Genomic DNA, 20317 nt, shown 5'->3' on the forward strand with positions numbered 1-20317 from the left:
AGTGCCAGCCTGGCGTCGGGAGGGGGAAGCCTCAGCGCTTCTGCGCCACCACGATCAGCCCCGGCACCGCGACGCCGCGGTCCTGACGCGTGCTGGCGAGCGTGATCTGTAGGAGCAAAAGCTCCGCGTCTTCCAGCCGCTGCCGGAGCCAGCTTTCCGCATGCGCGAACCTGCGATCACCGCCTACGATCACGCCGTCGCCGTCATGGCTCTGCACCGTGAAGGCCAGCAGGCCTCCGGCATGCAGCACGCGGGCACTCTGCGAGAAGACGGCGTTGAGCTCGCCGAGATAGACGAAGACATCCGCCGCGATCACGAGATCGGCGGAGTGGTCGGGGCGGCTGGTCAGGAAGCTCGTCAGCCCCGCGACCGCGAGCTTGTCATAGAGCGGCGTGCCGTGGGCTGCTGTCTTGGCCCGCGCGCGCTCGATCATGCGCGGCGAGAGATCGCAACCCGCCAGGAACCCGGCCTGATCCCGGATCGCCTCGCCCATCAGGCCGGTGCCGCAGCCGAGATCGTAGATCGTCTCGAACCGGAAGGCCTTGCCGGCGTTGTCCTGGATGCGCGAGAGCGCGTCCTTCAGCAAGGCAGGGGCATTGTAATGCAGGCTTTCGACGAGATGGCTGTCGAAGCGCTCGGCATAGGTGTCGAACAGGACGCCGGAGAAGTTCTCGGACGTCGCGTCCTCGGCCGCAATAGCGCCGATGCGCGCGAGGTCGAGCCGCGCGCCGAAATGATCGTTGGGATCGAGGTCGAGGCATTGACGCCAGGCCATGGCAGCGTCCTCGTTGTGGCCGAGCGCCTCCTGAGCCTGGCCGTAAAGGTGCCAGGCGGCGGTGAAGTGATAGGCCTGCGCCAGCGTCTGATCGAGGATCTCGACGGCAGCCCCCGGGTCACCGTCCTTGAGGGCGGCGTCCGCCCAGGCGTAGCGACGATCGAGCGTTGGGTCGCCCGAGGATGCGAAATGCGTGGTCGAGCCTGTTTCGGTCATGCCAGCGGGTCTATCTCAGGAGCATGACACTGGCCAGACAGCGTAGCTCGCAGGCTTTGCGCCCCTCGGACCTGCTGATACCGACGCCGGCCGGTCTCTATTGCCCGCCAGCCGATATCTACATCGACCCGGTGCGCCCGGTGGGGCGCGCGCTGATCACGCACGGCCATTCTGACCACGCCCGCGCCGGCCATGACGCCGTGCTGGCGACCCGAGAGACGTTGGCCATCATGGCGCTGCGCTATGGCGAGGGTTTTACGCAGGCTCGCCAGGAGGCGGTGCCGGGCGTCGTGACCGAGATTGGTGACGTCGCATTCCGCTTCGTGCCGGCAGGCCATGTGCTGGGCTCGGCCCAGATCGTGGTCGAGCACAAGGGCCTGCGCATCGTTGTCTCGGGCGACTACAAGCGCGAGCGAGACCCGACCTGCGCCGGTTTCGAGCCGGTGCCTTGCGATATCTTCATCACCGAGGCGACTTTTGGCCTGCCGGTGTTCCGCCATCCGCCGGCACATCTGGAGGTCGCGAAGCTGCTGGAATCCGTGCGGCTCTTTCCTGAGCGCACCCACATCGTCGGGGCCTATTCGCTGGGGAAGGCGCAGCGCGTCATGGCGCTGATCCGCGAGGCCGGCTACGGGCGCCCGCTCTACATTCACGGCGCGATGGAGAAGCTGAGCGAGTTCTATCTCTCGGAAGGCGCTGAGCTCGGCGAACTCAGGAAGGTCGTGGCCACCGAGCGCAAGACCCTGGGCGGCGAGATCGTGATCTGCCCGCCCAGCGCGATCCAGGACCTGTGGGCGCGAAAATTTCCCGATCCTGTGACCGCCTTCGCCTCGGGCTGGATGCGCGTGCGCGCCCGCGCCAGGCAGAAGGGTGTCGAACTGCCGCTGATCATCTCCGACCATGCCGACTGGGACGACCTTCAGGCGACCATCCGCGAGGTCCAGGCCGGCGAGATCTGGGTCACGCATGGCGAAGCGGAGGCGCTGGTGCATTGGTGCGGCACGGTGGGGCTGAAGGCCAAGCCGCTGCATCTTGTCGGCTATGGCGACGAAGGCGAGGCTGAGCCTGACGCCGCGCCGACGGAAGCCGCCAGCGAGGTCGCGTCATGAACCGCTTCGCCTGGCTGCTCGACCGGCTCGCCTATGAGCCTCGCCGCAATGGCAAGCTGGCGCTGATCGCCGATTACCTGCGCACGACGCCGGATCCCGATCGCGGGCTGGCGCTGGCGGCGATGACGGGAGGCCTCGTCTTCCGCAACGCCAAGGCAGGGCTGGTCCGCGCGCTGATTGCCGAGCGCACCGACCCCGTACTGTTCGCGCTGTCCTATGACTATGTCGGCGATCTCTCCGAGACCGTCGCGCTGATGTGGCCTTCAAAAGCCCCAAGCGACGCCGCAAGCCACGTCATCCCGGGCGACCTCGGGGAGACCCGGGATCCACTCCGGAGCGGTTCAGGCATGGATCCCGGATCTCCGCTTCGCTTCGCCCGGGATGACGGCGAAGGTGATGCCGTGGCAGAGGCCGGCCATAATCGCTCGCCCTTGACCCTGCCGGAGGTCGTCGAAGGCCTGCGCAATGCCGGCAAGACGGATCTGCCGCGTCTCGTGTCGTCCTGGTTGGATGCGCTCGACGAGACCGGGCGCTGGGCTTTGCTGAAGTTGATCACCGGCTCGCTGCGCATCGGCGTCTCCGCACGTCTCGCCAAGACCGCGGCCGCAAGCCTCGGCGGCATCCCTGCCGACGAGGTCGAGCACGTCTGGCATGGGCTGGAGCCGCCCTATGTCGAGCTTTTCGCCTGGCTCGAGGGCAGGGGACCGCGCCCGGAAGCCACGGACCCCGCGCCGTTTCGCCCCGTCATGCTCTCCCATCCGATCGAGGACAGCGATTTCGACAGGCTCGACCCTGCCGAGTTCTCGGCCGAGTGGAAATGGGACGGCATCCGCGTCCAGGCGGTCAGCGGCACCCGGGAGGATGGCACGCGCCAGACGCGGCTCTTCTCCCGTACCGGAGAGGATATCGCCGACGCGTTTCCCGATCTCGTCGAGGCTCTGGCGCTTGATGGCGCGCTGGACGGCGAGTTGCTGGTGATGCGGGATGCAACGGTCCAGAGCTTCAACACGCTGCAGCAGCGCCTGAACCGCAAGACCGTGACGGCCAAGATGCTGGGCGAGTTCCCGGCCCATATCCGCGTCTATGATCTCCTGGTCGATGGCGAGGAGGACATCCGGCACCTGCCGCTGTCCGAGCGCCGGCAAAGGCTGCAAGCGTTCCTGTCGCGGCTTGCCAGCATCCGCTTCGATCTCTCGCCCGAGATACCCTTCGCTTCGTGGGACGAACTCGCCGCCGCCCGCGCCGATCCTGTCGAGGCTGGCGCCGGAGCCGATGCCGAAGCCGTCGAGGGCTGCATGATCAAGCGGCTGGATTCGCCCTATCTGCCGGGGCGGCCCAAGGGCTACTGGTGGAAATGGAAGCGCGAGGCGCGCCTGGTCGATTGCGTGCTGATGTATGCCCAACGTGGCCATGGCAAGCGCTCGTCCTTCTACTCGGACTACACCTTCGGCGTCTGGCGGGAGGGCGAGGGCGGGGACGAACTGGTGCCGGTCGGAAAGGCCTATTTCGGCTTTACCGACGAGGAATTGATCGAATTAGACCGCTATGTGCGCAAGCACACGCTGAACCGCTTCGGCCCGGTCCGCGAGGTCACGCATACCAGCGAGAGCGGCCTCGTCTTCGAAGTGGCCTTCGAGGGACTGCAGCGCTCGACCCGCCACAAGTCCGGTGTCGCCATGCGTTTCCCCCGGATCAACCGCATCCGTTGGGACAAGCCGCCCGCGGAGGCGGACCGCATCGAGGCCTTGGAAAGCCTGCTGCCGGCAGGAGCGTGATGTCGCCGGCCTTGCATGGCCGGCCGCGCGGTGCTTGAGATCGTCCGCGCGGCTGGGGCAATATACCGGCGCGCACGAATGAGGATGAATGCGATGTCTCGGCAGCCTACAACGCGGATCGTGATCGCGGATGATCACCCCCTGTTCCGGGGCGCATTGCGGCAGGCGGTCTCGACGGCCCTGACCGGCGCCGATGTCGGCGAAGTCGGCTCGCTCGAGGCGCTGACCGAGGCTCTGTCGCAGGGCGAGGACGCCGATCTCGTCCTGCTCGATCTGACCATGCCCGGCGTGCAGGGGTTTTCGGGTCTGCTGTTCCTGCGGGCGGACCATCCCGAGGTGCCCGTCATCGTTGTCTCGGCCAATGACGACCCTGCGGTGATCCGGCGCTGCATCGAGTTCGGCGCGCTTGGCTTCCTGCCCAAGACGGCCGATGTCGCACAGATGGGCGAGGCGATCCGGGCCGTGCTCGATGGCGGCGTCTGGACGCCGCCCGGCGTCGATCTCACCTCGCCTGTGGACGCGGAGGTCGCCGACATGGTGCGCCGGCTCTCGACCCTGACGCCGCAACAGGTGCGTGTGCTGATGATGCTGTCCGAGGGGCTCCTGAACAAGCAGATCGCCTATGAGCTCGGTGTCTCGGAGGCGACCGTAAAGGCTCATGTCTCGGCCATCCTGACGAAGCTCAATGTCGACAGCCGCACTCAGGCGGTGATCGCGGCTTCGAAGATCGCAGGCACAGCCTGGGCCACCGCAGGCGCAGCGGCGACGGCCTGAGACCGGCTACTCCGTTCATTCAGTCCCGGTTCAAGCGCCGGGCGCTAGCCAGATTTTTTATCCGGGGATTCTCTGCAATGGCCAATGGCAACGTCGAACGGTTTCTGGGTGGCTCGCCGCTCGGCGTGCTGGTCCGGCTGATCTTCATATCGCTGCTGGTCGGCGCGGGCATGGCCTTCCTCGGGATCTCGCCGCGAGCCCTCTACGAGGCGGTGGCGCGCTTCGTCCGCTCCATCGGAAATCTCGGATTCGGCGCGCTCAGCGAAGTCGGCCAGTGGGTCGTGGCCGGCGCGCTCATCGTCGTTCCGCTCTGGCTGCTGGCCCGGCTGTTCGCAGCGCGGCGCTGAAACCTGTTATTGGGAGCATAAGCGAAGCGATCCAGGGGACGTAGAGTCCGACGATTCTGGATCGCGTCGCTTTCGCTCGCGATGACGACGAGGCTAGAAGTCCTCGCCGCGCGCGACTGCCATGGCGTCGCGCCCGACGAGTTCGCCAATGGTCGAGACGCCGGCCTTCCTGGCCTCGGAAGCGAGCCCAGTCTTGATTTTGGCCACCAGTCCGGGGCCATGGAAGACCATGGCGGAGTAGAACTGCACGAGGTCGGCACCAGCCCTGATCTTCCCCAGCGCCGTCTGAGCGGAATCGACGCCGCCGACGCCGATCAGCGGGAACTGGCGTTCGACACGGAGGAAGGTTTCGGCGAGCATCCGCGTCGAGGGCGCAAACAGGGGGCGGCCGGACAACCCACCGGTTTCACCCTTGGAGGCGCTCATCAGGGAGGCCGGACGCGCGATCGTCGTGTTGGATACGATCATGCCGTCGATGCCGCGCTTGCGGGCGACCGAAACCATGCCGTCGAGCTCGGGCAATGTGAGATCGGGCGCGATCTTGAGCAGCATCGGCGTCTTGCGGCCGTTCATGGCGACTGCGTCGCGGGCCTCCAGCGCGCGCGCGACGAGATCGTCCAGCGCCGATTCCGCCTGCAGGTCGCGCAGGCCCGGCGTGTTGGGCGAGGAGACGTTGATGGTCAGGAAGTCCGCGACGGGGGCCAGGCGCCGGGCCAGGATCGCATAATCGGCAGCGCGGTCGGTCGAGTCCTTGTTGGCGCCGAGATTGACGCCGACCAGCCCGCCGCGCTTGCGCCGCGCGGCCAGGCGCTGCGCCACGGCCTCCATGCCCTCGCTGTTGAGGCCGTAGCGGTTGATGACAGCCTCGTCCTCGACGAGCCGGAACACGCGCGGGCGCGCATTGCCGGGCTGTGGCTGCGGCGTCACGCCACCGATCTCGACGAAACCGAAGCCGAGGCCAAGCGCCCCGTCGACCGCTTCGGCATTCTTGTCGAAGCCGGCTGCGAGCCCGACCGGATTGGAGAACGACAGTCCGAAGGCCGTCGTCGCGAGGATCGCGGCATCGGGCGCGGGCTTCAGCGCTGGCGCGGCAGCAAGTGCCACGACCGTCATGCGGTGCGCCGTCTCGGCATCGAGCTTGTGGATCAGGGGGCGGGCGAGATTGAACAGGGCGCCGATCACGCGACATCCTCCGGTACGAGATGAGCGCCGCCGGGAGCGGTCGGCAGGGATGAGATCCAGCGCGCGCTCTTGGGGTCAAGCGTGGCATAGAGATGCGGGAACAGGGCGGCGCCGCGCGAGGGCTCGTAGCGCATCGCGCTGCCGAGTTTACCGCCATCGACCGCGATCAGCAGCAGCTCGGTCTGCCCGGCGAAATGCCGTGCCAGCGTCTCGCGCACCTGTGCTCCGGTCGAGAAATGGATGTAGCCATCGGCGAGGTCGACGGGAGCGCCAGTGAAGCGGCCCGATAGCTCGGCTTCGCGCCATAGCGCTTCGGGGCAGATCTTGTAGATGAGCGGCACGGACAGCCTCGCCTGGTGATCGTCGCATCCGGCATAAACAGTGGCAGGAGCCTTCGGCAAATCTTATCGACATTCCAGCGAGAAACGGATTGAAATCTCATCAAATAGGGTATATTTCCTATTTCGATCGTCGCCAATCGGCAACATCAGCAACGAGGCTCCGCGGTGCTGTCACATGACCAGATCTGGGGCGCGATCGATGCGCTCGCTCAGCGCTACGGTTTCACCGCTTCGGGGCTCGCCCGCAAGGCGGGGCTGGACGCGACCACCTTCAATCGTTCGAAGCGTATCGGGCTAGACGGCCGCGAGCGTTGGCCCTCGACGGAGTCGATCGCGAAAATCCTGATCGCGACCGGCGCTTCGCTAGACGAGTTCATGAGCGTGGTGATGCGGCGCGGCCCGGCGCCCTCGCGCACGATCCCGCTGATCGGCTTCGCGCAGGCCGGTTCCGGCGGGTTCTTCGACGATGGCGGTTTCCCGGTGGGGACCGGCTGGGAGGAGGTCGCTTTCCCCGGCGTCGCCGACGAGAAGGCCTATGCACTCGAGATCGCCGGCGATTCGATGCTGCCGCTCTATCGCGATGGCGATACCATCATCGTCTCGCCGACCGCGACCGTCAGGCGCGGCGACAGGGTGGTGGTCAAGACGATCGAGGGTGAGGTCCTGGCCAAGCAGCTCAAGCGCCAGACGGCCAAGACGATCGAGCTCGCCTCGCTCAATCCCGAGCATCCCGACAGGGTTCTGAACCTCGACGACATCGCCTTCATGGCGCGGGTGATCTGGGCAAGCCAGTAGAACGGCCGGCTCCCCACGTCAGTTTCCGCTCTGCCTGCGCATTGGCAGCGTGACCTTGAACACCGCCCCCATGGGCGAGGGCTCGAGTTCGATCGTGCCGCCATGCAGGCGCACAAGCTCGGCTGCGATGGCGAGGCCAAGCCCCACGCCGCCGGGGGTGACCGAACCACGAAAGGCCTGGAACAGGTTTGCCCGCGCCCGCTCCGGCACGCCGGGCCCGTTATCGCAGACGCGCAGAACGGCGGCCCCGCCGGCTGCCTCCGCCTTCACGGCCAGCAGCGGCACGCCCTCTCCCTCCACGCCGGCCTGCGTCAGCGCCTGCACCGAATTGCGCATCAGGTTGAGCAGAACCCGCGCCATCTGGTCGGGGTCGCAGGGCAGGGTGAAGCTGGTCGGGACGTCGTTGGCGAAGCGCAGCTGTGCATTCTCCGGCAAGCCCAGCAATTCCGCCTGCTCGGCCACCAACTGGCGCAAGGACACGTCGCGCAGCACCGGTGTGGCCTCGGCCGCCCGGCCATAGACCAGCGTCGCCTGGCAGAAGTCGATGGCGCGCCCCAGCGTCGCGATCAGGCGCGGCGCGAAGCGCTTGATCTTGGGGTCGCGGCTCTCGATGAGCCGGTCCGACATCAGCTGTGCCGCGGCCAGCATGTTGCGCAGGTCGTGGTTGATCTTACTGACTGCCAGGCCGAGCTCGGCAAGATGCTTCTTGGTGCGCAATTCGCCCGCGAGCGTGCTCTGCATGCGCGCCAGCGCCCGCTCGGCCTCGCCGATCTCGTCGGCACGCAGCGAGGGCTCGAAGACCCGGCGCGGGTTCTCGGGGTCGACCTCGAACTCCATCACATTGGCCGCGAGCTGCCGGATCGGCTCGACGATCATCCAGTTCAGCGCGAGATAGACCAGCACCGCCGTCAGCCCCGAGATCAGCAGCGAGATCAGCAGCAGGTTGACCGAGAAGGAGAGCATGGCCCGTCGCAGCGGCGTCTCGTCAATGACGAGCTCGACGAAATCGGCTTCGCCCTTGGCCTGGCCGATGACGCGGATCGGCAGGTCATGCGGCGGCGTCGCCAGGACTTCGACCGCCTCGCGCAAGGCTGTCGTCCAGGTCATTGCGCGGAGATCGACTGTGCGCGCGACCTCGACCGGCATCGAATCCAGGCTGAGCAGCCGCCGCGCCCCGCCGACGCGGGCTGCGATTGCCCGGGCCCCCACGCCCATGAGCAGCCGCGCTTCGCTGCCTTCGGGCAGGCGATCATCGGGCGCGCCTTCCAGCACCAGAACTGCGACCTGCGCGGCGGCGAGCCGGTCATTGAGCCAGTTGAGCCGGAAATTCGCGACGGACGGCAGGTAGATCAGGACTTCCGCCAGCATCACGAATAGCACGGTCAGCAGCAGTAGCTTGGCCGAAAGGCCAAGCCGCGTCAGGCCGCGCGGTACGCTGACGGAGAGTTTGGTGGTGTCGAGATCCGGTTGAAGCATAAGGCCGCAGTCTAGCCGAAACGCCGGAGAAAGCCGATCAGCCGTCGAAGGCGCGGTTTTGCGGCCAAGGCCGCATAGAACGAGGTCGCCGCGCGTGTCGAAATCTCGGCGAAGGCCCCCGATGGCACGACCATGGCCGCCATGTCTTTGACCGAGAGACCTTTCTGCACGGCCAGGCACCAAGGCGCGATCAGGTCGCCGGCGCGTGCGCCGACGATGGTTGCGCCGAGGATCCTGCCGCGACGGTCGCAGACGAGCTTGATGAACCCGTCGCTTTCGCGCTCGGCCTGCGCGCGCTCGATCTCGGCATAGGGCCAGCGCAAGATGGTGAGGCCGCGCTGGCTCGTTCGCGCCTGCACTTCGGAAAGGCCGACGCTGGCAAGCTCGGGGTCGCAACTGGTCAGCCGCGGGATGAGGCGCGGCTCGAACCTCACCGGAAGGCGAAACAGCAGGTTTCGCAGCACAAGCCCGGCCTGATGGATGGCGCTGTGCCCGATTGGCGCTCCCATGCCAGGATCGGCGCAGCCGCCAATCGCGAAGACACGTCGGTTCTGCGCACGCAGGCTGCTGTTCACGATCACGCCTCCGCCAGTGCTCCCGACGCCCGCCATCTCGAGATCGAGCGCCTCGATATCGGGTCTACGTCCGGTCGCGATCAGCAGATGCGAGCCCTCGACAGCAAATTCGCTGTTCTCTCCCCGCGACAGCACCAACCTGACGCCCCCCTTGAGCGCCTCGGCACGCAGGAAGTTCGCCTGCTCGTGCAGGGCGATCCCCTCGCGAAGCAGGGCGCGCCTGACGAGGCCGACGGCTTCCGGATCCTCGTCTGACAGCAGGTTCCCGGATTCCACCAGCGTGACCGCGCTGCCGAGGCGTGCCATGGCCTGGGCTAGCGCGACCCCGGTCGCGCCGCCACCGAGGACCAGCAATCGCGCGGGCAGGCGGGCGACATCGAGCAGGCTCCCGGCTGTCAGCGTCGGTACAGCGTCGAGCCCGACGATATCGGGCATGACCGGCCGCGAGCCGGTCGCGATGACGAAGCGCCGTGCCTTGATCGCCTGCTCGCCGACCTTGACCGTGCTGCGGCTGACGAAGCGCGCTTCGCCCGAGATCACGGTGATGCCGAGTGCGCCCAGGCGCTCGGCTGTTTGATTGGCTGCAAGCGCCGAACCGGCGCGCTGCACATGGTCATGGACTCCGGCGAAATTGACCTGTGGCTCGGTGCCCGAGATGCCGTAGCGAGCGGCTCCACGCATTGCCTGCGCCCGGCTGGCTGCGGCGCGCAAGGCGGATGTTCGGGCCTCAAGGCGCGCGCCGCCCATGTTACCGCGCTCGACCAACACCACGGAGACGCCGAAGGCGGCCGCAGCGGTTGCCAGGGCGAGCCCGCCTCGGCCCGCTCCGATCACACAGATATCCGGCGTCAGCGCGGCGGCCCTCGCAGTCGCAGCCTGTGTCTCGCTCACGCCGTCCTCCGAATCTGCCAGCCTGATCACGCAGATGCGTGGCGGGGCGGGCGGAATCAAGGCCATGCCTTCGCACGGTCCATGCCATCCGGCCGGTCAGGCGATCCGGCGGTCCTGTTGGGGAAGGATATCCGACATCGGTTCGGGCCGTCCGAACAGATAGCCCTGCGCCCGCTGCGCGCCGAGCAACTGCACGGCGATGCGCTGCTGCTCGGTCTCGATGCCTTCGACCACCACGTTCATCGAGAGCCGTCGGGCGAGTTGGCAAACCGCTTCGATGATGGCCTTGGAGGCTTCGCTGGAATGCACGTTGCGGCTGAAGCTCTGGTCGATCTTCACCTGGGCGAAGGGGTAGGTCGAGAGGTAGGACAGCGACGAATAGCCGGTCCCGAAATCGTCGAGGGCGAAGCGCACGCCGAGCGCGCGCAGTTCGTCGATGACCGACAGCGTCGTCTTGTTGTCCTCGATCAGAAGCGATTCCGTGACCTCGAGCGTCAGGCGGGATGCCGGCAGGTTGGAGAGGATCAGCGCATGCTTGACGGTCTCGACGATGCGCCTGGGCTCGCGGAACTGCAGAGGCGAGATGTTGACGGAGACGCCGACGTCGTTGCCCCAGCGCACGCAGTCCCGGCAGGCCTGGCGGATCGCCCAATCACCCATCGCCGCGATCAGCCCCGACTGCTCGGCGATCGGGATGAAGATGCTGGGGGGCACCATGCCGCGCGTCGGGTGGCGCCAGCGCATCAGCGCCTCGCGGGTCACGATCTTCTGGGTCTTCAGGTCGATGATCGGCTGGTAGAACAGCTCCAGCGAGCCATCGGCGCTCGCTCCGCGCAGGTCAACCTCGAGTTCGTGGCGGTCGAGCATCTCCTCGGCCATGGCCGGGTTGAAGAATGTCAGCGTGTTGCGACCCGCCGCCTTGGCCTTGTAGAGCGCGGTATCGGCATGCCGCAGCAGGTCGGTGGGCGTCGTTCCGTCATCGGGCGCCATCGCGATGCCGATGCTGGCGGTGACGTAAACGCTCTTGCCGTCGACCTGGAACACCTTGCCCATGGTCTCGATCATGCGTTGAGCGACGCTGGTGACGATGGCGTGGCTCGCCGAAGGCAGGATCAGGAGGAATTCGTCGCCGCCGAAGCGCGCCAGCAGATCGCCGTTGCGTATCGCGCCGCGCAGGCGGTTGGCGGTCTCGGCCAGAACCTGGTCACCGATGTCGTGGCCGAGATTGTCGTTGACCTGCTTGAAGCCGTCGAGGTCGACATAGAGCAGCGCAAACGCCTCGCCGGTGCGCTCGTGGCGGCTGAAGGCGTCTGCGAGCTGGTTGTTGAGCTCGAAACGGTTGGCGAGGCCGGTCAGTTCGTCGAAGCGGGCCATCTGCTCGATGCGGGCTTCGGTGGCCTTGCGTTCGGTTGCGTCCTCGGTCAGCAGCAGGATGCCGCCTTCGGCCGCGGGCGCGATCGTGACGACGAGCACGCGCCCGGCGCGGGTGACGATCTCGCGGGTCGTCGTGACCTGCGTGTCCTGGACGGTGGCGAGCCCGCTGCGGATCTCGCGGACCTGGTCGGCGCCGATCACCTGTCGTTCGATCAGGAAGCGTGCGATCGCCGTCACCGGCGTGCCGGGCAGGGAGAGCGTCTCGGGAATGCCGTAAAGCGTCCGATAGGGCGCATTGCTGACGGCGATCTTGAGATCGCGATCGAACATCGCCAGCCCGTGGATCATCGTATTCAGGGCGGCATCGAGCGTCAGGTTCTGGGAATGCAGTGCGGTCGCCAGCGCCTTCGACTGCTTTGTGGCATCGCTCAGAGCCAACAGGTTGCGGTGAAGCGAGTTCGTGATCGCGATATTGGCCGCGAGGTACAGGAAGGCGAAGTAGCCGATATACTGGTAGTAGACGTTGTGGGCCTGAATCAGGCCGACGGCCATAGGCACGCAGAAGGCGAGCAACTGGACGGCCACGAATTTCGGCCGCCCGGCATTGCGCGACACATAGCCGGAGGCGAGCGCGATCGTCGAAGCGACGGATGTGATGTGGGCGGCGGGGTCGTCGGTGTGCGCCAGCGCCGCGTAGCAGCTATAGCCCAGCACGATGCTGAACACGGTCGCGCCGAGGAAATACTCGCGATCCCAGCGCCGGGTTTCGGCGAAATCGTCATTGGCGTGATCGCGCCTGCGATAGTTCACGACCGTCATCAGGCGGGCGATCACGATCAGCGTAACCAGGATCGTCAGGTTCAGAAACAGGTCGAGCCCGGTCGAGACCCAGCACAGGAACGGAGTCAGAATCCCGGCGATGCCGCCAGGAGTGATCGAGGCGGGGGACGAAAACAGCGAGCTGACAAGCAGCCGATAGCTGGGGAGGTCAAACTCCCCGCCAGCCTCAGCCTGTCCTCCTGTCAGCAATCGACCGATGGGGCCTGCCATCCACCTCTGCCTCTGCACGGCACGAGCGCACTTTGCGCTTCAACCACATTATCACAGCCGTGAGATTGATTTAGAGCAGCAGAAGTAAATGTTTGGTGTGGCCGGAGGAGAATCCAAGCAAGTTGCGGGCGGTCCTTTGATGCCCCTGCGGCAGATGCCGGCGCGTCAGGTGTTGAGTGCGGCGGAAAGTCCATTGCCGGCGGGCCGCTGATAGACCCGTGCCAGCATGCGATCCTGGGTTTGCGCGATCCGCTGCAGTTTCGAGATCGCGCTCGGATTGAGCCTGAGCATGCAGTTCGTCCAGATCTCGCCGAGATGCGCGAGTTCCTCGCGCAGGTCGCCGGCCCGGCGGTTGAAGGCCGAGAACAGCGCAGTCTTGGCGGCGTGGACCGGCAGCGAATCCGCGGCGTACTTCCGGATCCAGGCTTCCCCGGTCCCGCTCGGCACCACGGCTTCGAGCCCACCGGCCGCCATGAACGCGTTGGCGCTGAGCTCTTCGCCTGAGAGCAGCATCTGCTCGGCGGCGCGCGCGCCCATCCGGCGCGACAGGATCGCGACCGCCGTGATCGGGAAATGGTTGAACTTGATCTCGGGGTAGACGAACGAGGCCTGTTCCTCCGCGATCATGATGTTGCAGGAGCGGGGGGCGTCGATGCCGCCGCCGATCGCCTTGGCGTGGATCGTCGACATCGTCACGACCAGCCCGTTGAGCCCGCTGGCATTGGCGACCGCGCCTTCGATCGAAAGCTTTGCATATTCCGCCAGGGCGGCCCGGTCGTTCTTGGCCAGGCAATCGAGATAGAAATCGAGATCGCCGCCCAGCGTGAAGAAGGGGCCGACGCCGCGGAAGGCGAGGAACCGCACCGGGGCGCGATGATACTGCTCCGGCGCACCCCACAGCGCCATGATCGCCTGCTGCACCTTGCCGAGGCTGTCGAGCAACTGGAGGGTGAAGACGGGCTTCAGCTCGGGCTTGATCGTGACCCAAAGGGTCTGGATCTCGGGCTCATAGGCCAGCTGGACTTCGGGCAGGAACCCCGCCCGGCGCCGGATCGCATCGATGACTTCACAGTTGTCGGGGTCGGAGGCAGTGGTCGGGTGGACGGCTTGGGCAAGAGATTGAAGCATGCCTCGGATCCCGTGTTGCTGTGCAGCAATTGAATAAAATGCAGGGTAATCGAAGTTAACGAACTGTAAACGCAATCCCTTAGAAATGGTTAATTTCGTTAGGTTTTGTCCTTAACCGGCTATGTTGCGTTGCGGTGTGGAGCGAAGCCGGCCGGTGGCTGAAGGCACGCAAATCGCGTGCAAGATCGCGGCATGCTGTGGTCGGGGAAAAACGTTCTCGCCAGCGCCGGAATCGGCTGGGCTTTCGAGCTTCAGACAGCTCCGGTTCGGGCGATTATCCTCGGAGGGCTCGACGGTGTCGCGAAAGCGGCGAGGGCGCCCGGGCGCAATGTCCCGATCCGACACGCAACCGTGCCGGATGCTGCGCGGCGCCGGGACGGTGCACTTGTCCAAATGAATCGGCCCGGTTAAGCCATATGCCGCGATTCCGCCGTGTTCCCAGCGTTGAAGCGTGACGTCGAGTTGATGCCGTGGACAGCAGACCAACCGTAGACGAGGAAAGACGGGCACGGCTTGCCGCCGCCCTTCGCGAGAACCTGAAGCGCCGCAAGGCGCAGGCTCGCGCTCGCCGGGTGGACGAAGCGCCAGCGCAGGAGCCGGCGTCACAAACCCAGGCCGAGTCCCCCCGGTCCTGACCCTCTCACGAACCGCCCGGCATTCGCCGCGTCAGGCCCTGCAGGACATATAGATGGACAAGATTCGCATCACCGGCGGCCAGGCCCTCAATGGCAGCATCCAGATTTCGGGTGCCAAGAACGCCGCGCTGCCCCTGATGATCGCCAGCCTGCTGACCGACGAGACGTTGACGCTGGTGAATGTGCCGCGGCTCTCCGATGTCACGGCGCTCTCGCGTATCCTGTCGAATCAGGGCGTCGACCGCACCGTCGCCGGCAAGCGCATCGGCCAATCCGCCGAGAGTGGCCAGACCATGTCGCTGACGGCGCGCCAGATCACAGATACCTGTGCGCCCTACGAACTGGTCTCGACCATGCGAGCGAGCTTCTGGGTGATTGCACCGATCCTGGCCCGCATGGGCGAGGCCAAGGTCTCGCTGCCGGGCGGCTGCGCCATCGGCACGCGTCCGGTCGACCTTCTGCTCATGGCGCTCGAGAAGCTCGGCGCCGAGATCGTCATCGAGAACGGCTATGCATTGGCGCGCGCCCCCAAGGGCCTGCGCGGCGCCGAGATCGATTTCGCGAAGGTGACGGTCGGCGGCACTCACACCGCGCTGATGGCGGCCGTGCTGGCGAGGGGCACAACGGTCATCAATAACGCCGCGCGCGAACCCGAGGTCACCGATCTCGCAGCCTGCCTCACCAAGATGGGCGCTAAGATCGAGGGCGCTGGAACCTCCCGCATCGTCGTGACCGGCGTGGCACGCCTGGGCGGCGCGCATCACGCGGTCCTGCCGGACCGGATCGAAACCGGCACCTACGCCATGGCGGTGGCCATGACCGGCGGCGACGTCATGCTGGAAGGCGCACGCCCCGACCTGCTTCAGTCGGCGCTCGATGCGCTGACCCAGGCCGGCGCCGAGATCACCGCGACGAATGAGGGCATCCGCGTCCGCCGCAACGGCCACGGCATCGACGCCGTCGACATCGACACCGATCCTTTCCCGGGCTTCCCCACCGACCTGCAGGCGCAGTTCATGGCGCTGATGACCCGGGCCAAGGGCACGTCGCGCATCCGCGAGACCATCTTCGAGAACCGCTTCATGCATGTGCAGGAACTCGCGCGGCTGGGCGCCAAGATCCGCCTCGACGGCGATGTCGCCCATGTCGAGGGTGTCGCGAAGCTCACGGGCGCGCCGGTCATGGCCACCGACCTGCGCGCCTCTGTCTCGCTCGTCATCGGCGGTCTGGCTGCCGAAGGGGACACCACGATCAACCGCGTCTACCATCTCGACCGCGGTTTCGAGGCGCTGGAAGCCAAGCTCAGCCGCTGCGGAGCCGCCGTTGAGCGCATCAGCGGTTGACGGCAGCGCGCAGCCTCGCCAGAACTCGGCGATGCCAAAGGATGTCGCAGAACCGCTTAAGCTGATCGCGCTCGATACGGACGATCTCGCGATCGTCTCGGCGCATCTCCAGGACGCTGTCCTGAAGGTGGCCGATATCGCATATCTGCCAACCGAGAAGCGCTTTGCCCTGGCGGCAAGGCGTTTCGACTGGCAGGGCGTGCCGGCCGGCCAGCGCAGGCGCCGTCTCGCGGCGCTTCATTTCGACCGCGTCGCGGCCGCCCGCAGCACGAAGATCGACCCCGCGGTTCCCGGCGCGATCCTCAATTTGCTGGCGATCACCTTCGAGGCGCAGGATGCGCCCGCCGGTATCGTGACCCTGCACTTTTCCGACGGCGCCGCGATCCGCCTCGATGTCGAGTGCATCGAGTCCCAGATGAAGGATCTCGGGCCGATATGGGAAGCCGTGGCCACGCCCGGTCACCCCGACGACGCCTGACCCTCCAGACCATTATTCAGGATTTTACGATGCCGATCAGGCTCGACGACAGGAGTGCGTCCTTCGAGGCTGCGTTCAAGGATCTGCTCGGCGCCAAGCGCGAGGCCTCCGAGGAGGTCGATCGCGTCGTGGCCGACATCATCGCAGAGGTCCGTGGGCGCGGGGACTCGGCCGTCATCGACTACACCAGCCGGTTCGACAGCCTCGACCTGACGCCAGGCACCCTGCGCGTCAGCGAAGCCGAGATCGACGCAGCCGTGGCTGCCTGCTCTCCGGAACTGCTGGCCGCGCTCGAGACGGCGCGCAGCCGCATCGAGGCCTATCACGCCCGCCAGAAGCCGCAGGATGCCTGGTTCTCGGATGAGGCAGGTGTGGAGAGCGGCTGGCGCTGGAGCGCGATCGAGGCCGTTGGCCTTTACGTTCCCGGCGGCACGGCGAGCTACCCGTCCTCGGTCCTGATGAACGCGATTCCCGCAAAGGTCGCCGGCGTCCCGCGCGTCGTCATGGTCGCGCCGACGCCGCGCGGCGAGACCAACCCGCTGGTGCTGGCGGCTGCCCGGCTGGCCGGTGTCGACGAGGTCTATCGCATCGGCGGCGCGCAGGCCGTGGCGGCTTTGGCCTATGGAACGGACTCGATCGCGCCGGTGGCGAAGATCGTCGGGCCCGGCAACGCCTATGTCGCCGCCGCCAAGCGCCGCGTCTTCGGGCAGGTCGGCATCGACATGATCGCCGGCCCCTCGGAGGTGCTCGTCATCGCCGACAGGACCGCCAATCCCGAATGGATCGCGGCCGATCTGCTGGCGCAGGCGGAACATGATGTCTCGGCCCAGTCGATCCTGATGACCGATGATGCTGCCCTTGCCGAGGCGGTCGAGAAGGCGGTGCTGGCGCAGCTCAAGACCCTGCCGCGCGCGGAGATCGCGGGCCGCAGCTGGGCCGAGTTCGGCGCGATCCTGCTGGTCTCGGACCTCGAAGCCGCGGTGCCGCTGGTCGACCGGCTGGCGCCGGAGCATCTCGAGATCATGACTGTCGATCCCGACCGGCTCTCGGCAAAGATCCGCAATGCCGGCGCGATCTTCCTCGGCGGGCATACGCCCGAGGCGATCGGCGACTATGTCGGCGGCCCCAACCACGTCCTGCCGACAGCGCGTTCGGCGCGCTTCTCGTCGGGCCTTGGCGTAGTCGATTTCATGAAGCGGACCTCGTTGCTGAAATGCGGTCCGGAGTCGCTGCGCGTGCTGGCGTCCGCCGCGACGCAACTTGCCGAGGCGGAGGGCTTGCAGGCGCATGGTCGTTCCGTGACCATCAGACTGAACCTGTAGGCGGCAATCACGATCGGAGGCGGCATGTCCGACGACAGCGCGAAGGTTGAAACCAGTTGCCTGATCGGCGTGACGCTGGACGAGGCCTCGCTCGGTCGCGGCTCGCCCGACCAGGAGCACGAGCGCGCGATTGCGATCTACGACCTGATAGAGCGCAATCATTTCGCTCTGCCGGACCAGGAATGCGGGCCTTATATCGCCCATCTCGCTCTGGTCGAGCGCCGGCTCGCCTTCGAGATCCGACGCGCGGACGGTGCGCCGATCGTGACCCATCTGCTGTCACTGACGCCGTTCAAGCGGATCATCAAGGATTACGCGATGGTGTGCGAGAGCTATTACGCCGCCATCCGCACCGCCACCCCGGCGCATATCGAGTCGATCGACATGGGCCGTCGCGGGCTCCATGACGAGGCCGCCGGCATTCTGGCGGACCGCCTCGCCAACAAGGTCGAGGTTGATTTCGACACGGCGCGGCGCATCTTCACCCTGATCTACGCCCTGCACTGGAAGGGCTGAAGCTTGGAGCTGGCGGCGCCGCACAAGGTCCAGAGCGTGCTGTTCATGTGCGCGCAGAATGCCGTTCGCTCGCCGATGGCCGAGGCGATGGCCAAGCACTTCTTCGGCAAGTCGATCTATGTCCAGTCGGCGGGCGCGCGGCGCGGCGAGGTCGATTCCTTCGCTTTGACCGTGCTCGACGAGATCGGGATCGATGCCCACAAGCACAAGCCGAAATCGATCGAGGAGTTGGAGGAGTGGGAGGGCCTGAACTTCGATCTCATCGTCTCGCTCTCGCCGGAAGCGCACCACAAGGCGCTCGACCTCACCCGCACTGTGGCTGCCGAGGTCGAGTACTGGCCGACGGTCGATCCCACGGCCGTGCAGGGCTCGCGCGAGCAGAAGCTCGAGGCCTATCGCGCCGTGCGCGACGGGCTGATGCAGCGGATCAAGGCGCGGCTGAGGAGCTAGACGCGCCCGCGTTCGCCGCTCAGCGCACCAGCACCGCCCCGCCGCAGCGCACACCGCTGACCCAGCTGTCGGCCTGGCCCAGTCCGATGCCGAGCGTCCCCAGGACCGCGTTGAGCAACTGGTCGATCGGCGTGGCCGCGCCCCCGACGATGCCGTTGACGAGGTTGCCGATCCCCCCGAGATCAAGGCCCAGCCCGAGCAACTCGACCTTGAGATTCAGGTCGCCGAACAGGCGGCCGAGTAACGTCGCGATGAAGTTCTGCGTCGAGGTCGTGCGCTTGTCGCCTCGCAGGATCTCCGCATAGTTGAAGCTGACCGGCGTCTCGGCGAGGTTCGTCATCGTCACGTGAGCCCGGACGGTGACTTTGGCCAGCCCTGCGACGTTGAGCAAAGCCACGGCCGGAGGGTTGGGGGCCGAGGTGAAGTTGTTGAACTCGGCCATCGAAACCTGCCCGATCCAGGCGTCGACCACCGCTGGCGTCACGCCCAGCGTGACACGCGATGTCGAGACGTCGCCCGGGCTGCACTGCACGCTCGACAATTTGGCCGTGGCGGCTGCGAGTTCGAGGTAGAGCGGCAATCTCACCAGAGAGGCCTGGCCCGAACCGACAAGGTCGATGGTCAGGAGCAGCCTTGTCTGAGCCGTATGAACGCTGGCACCGGCCCGCCCGACGCTGACCATGCTGGTGCCGACCGGCCGCTCGCCGATGCCGAGCTTGAGCGTGACCGCAGCGATGCCGGGAAGGTTCACGCCCAGCCCGACATCGATCTGGCGGGCGCCGTTGGAGATCTGCGCGATGGCCGAGACGAGATCCAGCGCGGACAGCGATGCAGCGAGCGGTTGGGGGCTCGAAAGCGGCGTGCTTCCGGCAGGCCCGAAGGAGATCAGCTTGCCGAGATCCACGCGCTGCGACGCGTTGCTGCGCGGGATGGCAAGGTGAACGAGGGCGTTTCTGGCGGTCGCGGTGCTGGTCGGGTTACCGAGCCCGGCATCGACAGCGGCTGCAAGAAGATCGCCAAGACGGACATTCGCCTTAAGCACGTCATCGAAGGTCACGGCACTGAGATTGAGCCGCGTCGCCAGGATCTTGGAGAATGCGAAGAGGTCGATGCGTGCTTTCGCCAGCGCCTCGTAGTCCATCACGGAGAGGGAGATGCCGCCGCCGAGCAGCCCGCCGAGCAGGGCGTTCAGCACGCCCCCTTCGAGCTTGACCAGGCGCGAGCCGATGGCGAATGCGGCCTGTGCATCCTGTGCCGCGATCGCGGTGCTGCCGATCGGCACTTCGCCGTTTTCGAGGGTGGACTGCGAAGCCGAGGCCGGCTTGATGAGACCGCCGATCTCGGGGGCGGCCATCAGCACGCGTCCCAGGATCATCGAGGTCACGCTGCGCATCTCGACCCGGACCGCGTTGGCGCTCGCGGCCGAGCCGGGCGTGAACCTGCGATCGGGAGGCGTGGCAGGGTCGTCCTTGTAAATCCCGTGAGTCACGGCCCGGACGTTCGTTCCCGTGAAGCCGTTGCTCGTGGCTGCGGCTTGCGCGGCCGCCATCGCGCGAGGCAGGTCGCTGGCGGCGGCCAGCGCGGCGAGGTCATTGGCTGTCTGTTGCCGCCGCTTCTCGTAGAAGAAGCTGCCGAAATCGATGGCCAACGCGCCAAAGCCAAACAGGGCGACGAGCGAAATCGCGAAGATGATAGTGACGCCGCCGCGCTTGTTCCGTAGCAGCGCCAAGACATTGCCGAGCAAAGAGGCCTCCTGGGTGAAATG

General features: G+C 66.5%; 18 protein-coding genes. 10 read left to right on the forward strand and 8 right to left on the reverse strand.

The features are described from left to right. Positions 1–31 precede the first annotated feature (31 nt). Complete coding sequence (locus AC1D2L_RS14660; protein WP_476846619.1) at positions 32–991, reverse strand: class I SAM-dependent methyltransferase; 960 nt, start codon at positions 989–991, stop codon at positions 32–34. A gap of 23 nt (positions 992–1014) precedes the next feature. On the opposite strand from AC1D2L_RS14660, the gene AC1D2L_RS14665 reads away from it, so the two are divergent. The 4 genes from AC1D2L_RS14665 to AC1D2L_RS14680 all read left to right on the forward strand — a co-directional run bounded on the left by AC1D2L_RS14665 (position 1015) and on the right by AC1D2L_RS14680 (position 4996). Continuing rightward, complete coding sequence (locus tag AC1D2L_RS14665) at positions 1015–2100, forward strand: ligase-associated DNA damage response exonuclease (RefSeq protein ID WP_476846620.1); 1086 nt, start codon at positions 1015–1017, stop codon at positions 2098–2100. Continuing rightward, positions 2097–3875 (forward strand): cisplatin damage response ATP-dependent DNA ligase, encoded by a 1779-nt coding sequence (locus AC1D2L_RS14670; RefSeq protein ID WP_476846621.1) that lies wholly within the window; start codon positions 2097–2099, stop codon positions 3873–3875. Before AC1D2L_RS14665 ends, AC1D2L_RS14670 begins: the two co-directional genes overlap by 4 nt. A 93-nt stretch (positions 3876–3968) precedes the next feature. Further along, on the forward strand, positions 3969–4649 hold the full coding sequence (locus AC1D2L_RS14675) for a response regulator transcription factor (RefSeq protein WP_476846622.1): 681 nt from the start codon (positions 3969–3971) through the stop codon (positions 4647–4649). Between the two features lie 77 nt (positions 4650–4726). Continuing rightward, entirely contained in the window at positions 4727–4996 is a 270-nt protein-coding gene (locus AC1D2L_RS14680; protein WP_476846623.1) for a DUF6460 domain-containing protein, read from the forward strand. Between the two features lie 93 nt (positions 4997–5089). On the opposite strand, the gene AC1D2L_RS14685 is transcribed toward AC1D2L_RS14680, so the two are convergent. Together AC1D2L_RS14685 and AC1D2L_RS14690 are read right to left on the reverse strand one after the other, a co-directional pair. Beyond that, entirely contained in the window at positions 5090–6178 is a 1089-nt protein-coding gene (locus AC1D2L_RS14685) for a quinone-dependent dihydroorotate dehydrogenase (protein ID WP_476846624.1), read from the reverse strand. Then, a complete protein-coding gene (locus AC1D2L_RS14690; protein ID WP_476846625.1) occupies positions 6175–6519 on the reverse strand; it encodes a DUF952 domain-containing protein in 345 nt (114 codons plus the stop codon). Before AC1D2L_RS14690 ends, AC1D2L_RS14685 begins: the two co-directional genes overlap by 4 nt. Before the next feature lie 165 nt (positions 6520–6684). Here AC1D2L_RS14690 and AC1D2L_RS14695 point away from each other — a divergent pair, with 165 nt between their 5' ends. Then, positions 6685–7314, forward strand: a complete 630-nt coding sequence (locus AC1D2L_RS14695) for a S24 family peptidase (protein WP_476846626.1) — start codon at positions 6685–6687, stop codon at positions 7312–7314. Between the two features lie 18 nt (positions 7315–7332). Here the strand turns inward: AC1D2L_RS14695 and AC1D2L_RS14700 are convergent, their stop codons facing one another. The 4 genes from AC1D2L_RS14700 to AC1D2L_RS14715 all read right to left on the reverse strand — a co-directional run bounded on the left by AC1D2L_RS14700 (position 7333) and on the right by AC1D2L_RS14715 (position 13808). Beyond that, positions 7333–8790, reverse strand: a complete 1458-nt coding sequence (locus tag AC1D2L_RS14700) for a sensor histidine kinase (RefSeq protein WP_476846627.1) — start codon at positions 8788–8790, stop codon at positions 7333–7335. Between the two features lie 11 nt (positions 8791–8801). After that, complete coding sequence (locus AC1D2L_RS14705) at positions 8802–10256, reverse strand: dihydrolipoyl dehydrogenase family protein (protein ID WP_476846628.1); 1455 nt, start codon at positions 10254–10256, stop codon at positions 8802–8804. A gap of 96 nt (positions 10257–10352) precedes the next feature. Beyond that, positions 10353–12680 (reverse strand): putative bifunctional diguanylate cyclase/phosphodiesterase, encoded by a 2328-nt coding sequence (locus tag AC1D2L_RS14710; RefSeq protein ID WP_476846629.1) that lies wholly within the window; start codon positions 12678–12680, stop codon positions 10353–10355. A 165-nt stretch (positions 12681–12845) separates the two neighbouring features. Beyond that, a complete protein-coding gene (locus AC1D2L_RS14715; protein WP_476846630.1) occupies positions 12846–13808 on the reverse strand; it encodes an enoyl-CoA hydratase-related protein in 963 nt (320 codons plus the stop codon). Between the two features lie 688 nt (positions 13809–14496). Here AC1D2L_RS14715 and murA point away from each other — a divergent pair. The 5 genes from murA to AC1D2L_RS14740 are packed head-to-tail and all read left to right on the forward strand — an operon-like array spanning position 14497 to position 18552. Then, positions 14497–15786, forward strand: coding sequence for a UDP-N-acetylglucosamine 1-carboxyvinyltransferase (murA, locus tag AC1D2L_RS14720; protein ID WP_476846631.1), 1290 nt, complete (start codon positions 14497–14499; stop codon positions 15784–15786). A gap of 31 nt (positions 15787–15817) precedes the next feature. Next, positions 15818–16264, forward strand: coding sequence for a DUF2948 family protein (locus AC1D2L_RS14725; protein WP_476846779.1), 447 nt, complete (start codon positions 15818–15820; stop codon positions 16262–16264). A gap of 29 nt (positions 16265–16293) precedes the next feature. Then, positions 16294–17586, forward strand: coding sequence for a histidinol dehydrogenase (gene hisD / locus AC1D2L_RS14730; protein ID WP_476846632.1), 1293 nt, complete (start codon positions 16294–16296; stop codon positions 17584–17586). Positions 17587–17610: 24 nt separating this feature from the next. Continuing rightward, positions 17611–18102, forward strand: a complete 492-nt coding sequence (locus tag AC1D2L_RS14735; protein WP_476846633.1) for a UPF0262 family protein — start codon at positions 17611–17613, stop codon at positions 18100–18102. Positions 18103–18147: 45 nt separating this feature from the next. Next, on the forward strand, positions 18148–18552 hold the full coding sequence (locus AC1D2L_RS14740; protein WP_476846780.1) for an arsenate reductase/protein-tyrosine-phosphatase family protein: 405 nt from the start codon (positions 18148–18150) through the stop codon (positions 18550–18552). Between the two features lie 19 nt (positions 18553–18571). On the opposite strand, the gene AC1D2L_RS14745 is transcribed toward AC1D2L_RS14740, so the two are convergent. Beyond that, entirely contained in the window at positions 18572–20296 is a 1725-nt protein-coding gene (locus tag AC1D2L_RS14745; protein WP_476846634.1) for a pilus assembly protein TadG-related protein, read from the reverse strand. Positions 20297–20317: the final 21 nt, after the last annotated feature.

Source organism: Allobosea sp. P1_B10 (genome assembly GCF_056406735.1).

What these genes read in the sequence shown, in the direction of transcription:
- AC1D2L_RS14675 (WP_476846622.1), top strand. Translation starts at nt 3,969, where the DNA reads ATGTCTCGGCAGCCTACAACGCGGATCGTGATCGCGGATGATCACCCC.
- AC1D2L_RS14715 (WP_476846630.1), bottom strand. Translation starts at nt 13,808, where the DNA reads ATGCTTCAATCTCTTGCCCAAGCCGTCCACCCGACCACTGCCTCCGAC.
- AC1D2L_RS14670 (WP_476846621.1), top strand. Translation starts at nt 2,097, where the DNA reads ATGAACCGCTTCGCCTGGCTGCTCGACCGGCTCGCCTATGAGCCTCGC.
- AC1D2L_RS14680 (WP_476846623.1), top strand. Translation starts at nt 4,727, where the DNA reads ATGGCCAATGGCAACGTCGAACGGTTTCTGGGTGGCTCGCCGCTCGGC.
- AC1D2L_RS14735 (WP_476846633.1), top strand. Translation starts at nt 17,611, where the DNA reads ATGTCCGACGACAGCGCGAAGGTTGAAACCAGTTGCCTGATCGGCGTG.
- AC1D2L_RS14725 (WP_476846779.1), top strand. Translation starts at nt 15,818, where the DNA reads ATGCCAAAGGATGTCGCAGAACCGCTTAAGCTGATCGCGCTCGATACG.
- AC1D2L_RS14660 (WP_476846619.1), bottom strand. Translation starts at nt 991, where the DNA reads ATGACCGAAACAGGCTCGACCACGCATTTCGCATCCTCGGGCGACCCA.
- AC1D2L_RS14700 (WP_476846627.1), bottom strand. Translation starts at nt 8,790, where the DNA reads ATGCTTCAACCGGATCTCGACACCACCAAACTCTCCGTCAGCGTACCG.
- AC1D2L_RS14740 (WP_476846780.1), top strand. Translation starts at nt 18,148, where the DNA reads ATGTGCGCGCAGAATGCCGTTCGCTCGCCGATGGCCGAGGCGATGGCC.
- AC1D2L_RS14710 (WP_476846629.1), bottom strand. Translation starts at nt 12,680, where the DNA reads ATGGCAGGCCCCATCGGTCGATTGCTGACAGGAGGACAGGCTGAGGCT.
- murA (WP_476846631.1), top strand. Translation starts at nt 14,497, where the DNA reads ATGGACAAGATTCGCATCACCGGCGGCCAGGCCCTCAATGGCAGCATC.
- AC1D2L_RS14665 (WP_476846620.1), top strand. Translation starts at nt 1,015, where the DNA reads ATGACACTGGCCAGACAGCGTAGCTCGCAGGCTTTGCGCCCCTCGGAC.
- hisD (WP_476846632.1), top strand. Translation starts at nt 16,294, where the DNA reads ATGCCGATCAGGCTCGACGACAGGAGTGCGTCCTTCGAGGCTGCGTTC.